The organism is Rhizobium sp. 01T444 (assembly GCF_056398305.1).
Genome location: NZ_JBFTPD010000205.1, coordinates 1 through 669 on the forward strand (window position 1 = coordinate 1; position 669 = coordinate 669).

Sequence of the window (669 nt, forward strand, 5' to 3'; positions counted from 1 at the left end):
GCGGATGGTTCGATGCAATGCGGATTCTTTCGACGGCGTACTCGAGCTACTCATATCTTGTTGCTGCGACGTTGGCCGTCGCTGTTCTTGCGTGGGTACTGGTGTCGCGAATCGGCCGCGGACCCGGTGGTCCGAACTCCGATCCGTCCTCGCTCACGAATGCGTCCGCTTTGCGACTGGCCAGTGTCGGCTTCGCACTCATGCTGATGGGGTACGCCCCGTTTCTGCTGTCGCAACCCCATCTGGCCATTAGTCAGCGCACCGTCCTTTGGGCGACGCCCGGTGCTGCCATGGTTTGGGTCGCTCTCCTGGCCTGGCTTGCGCGCAGAACACGTGTTGGCGCATCCTTGGCCGCGATGGCGCTCATTGCGCTGGGCCTGGGCGCGCAGCTATTTCAATTCCATCATTACGTGAAGATCTCCGAAAGCCAACGTGCAATCTTGAGAGCCATTGTCGAGAACTTCGATGGTCATCTTGATGGCAAGACACTTGTGGTGCTGGATGGGACCAATCAAATCGGTCATACCTGGATGTTTTTGGAGGGGCTCTTGCCGCAGGCGCTTAGCTATTTCTACGGTCACGAAATGGGCCCGATCGAAATCTGCCACCAGCCCAGCATGGAATGGCATACCGGAGATAGCCTCGGGCGAAAGGGGACCTGTGCAAGGG

General features: G+C 58.6%; 1 protein-coding gene. It reads left to right on the forward strand.

Going from position 1 to position 669, the window contains the following annotated elements:
• Positions 1 to 17: 17 nt before the first annotated feature.
• Positions 18 to 669 (forward strand): SAM-dependent methyltransferase (locus AC1DTN_RS37990; RefSeq protein ID WP_477925310.1); only part of this gene is annotated, 652 nt, incomplete at its 3' end.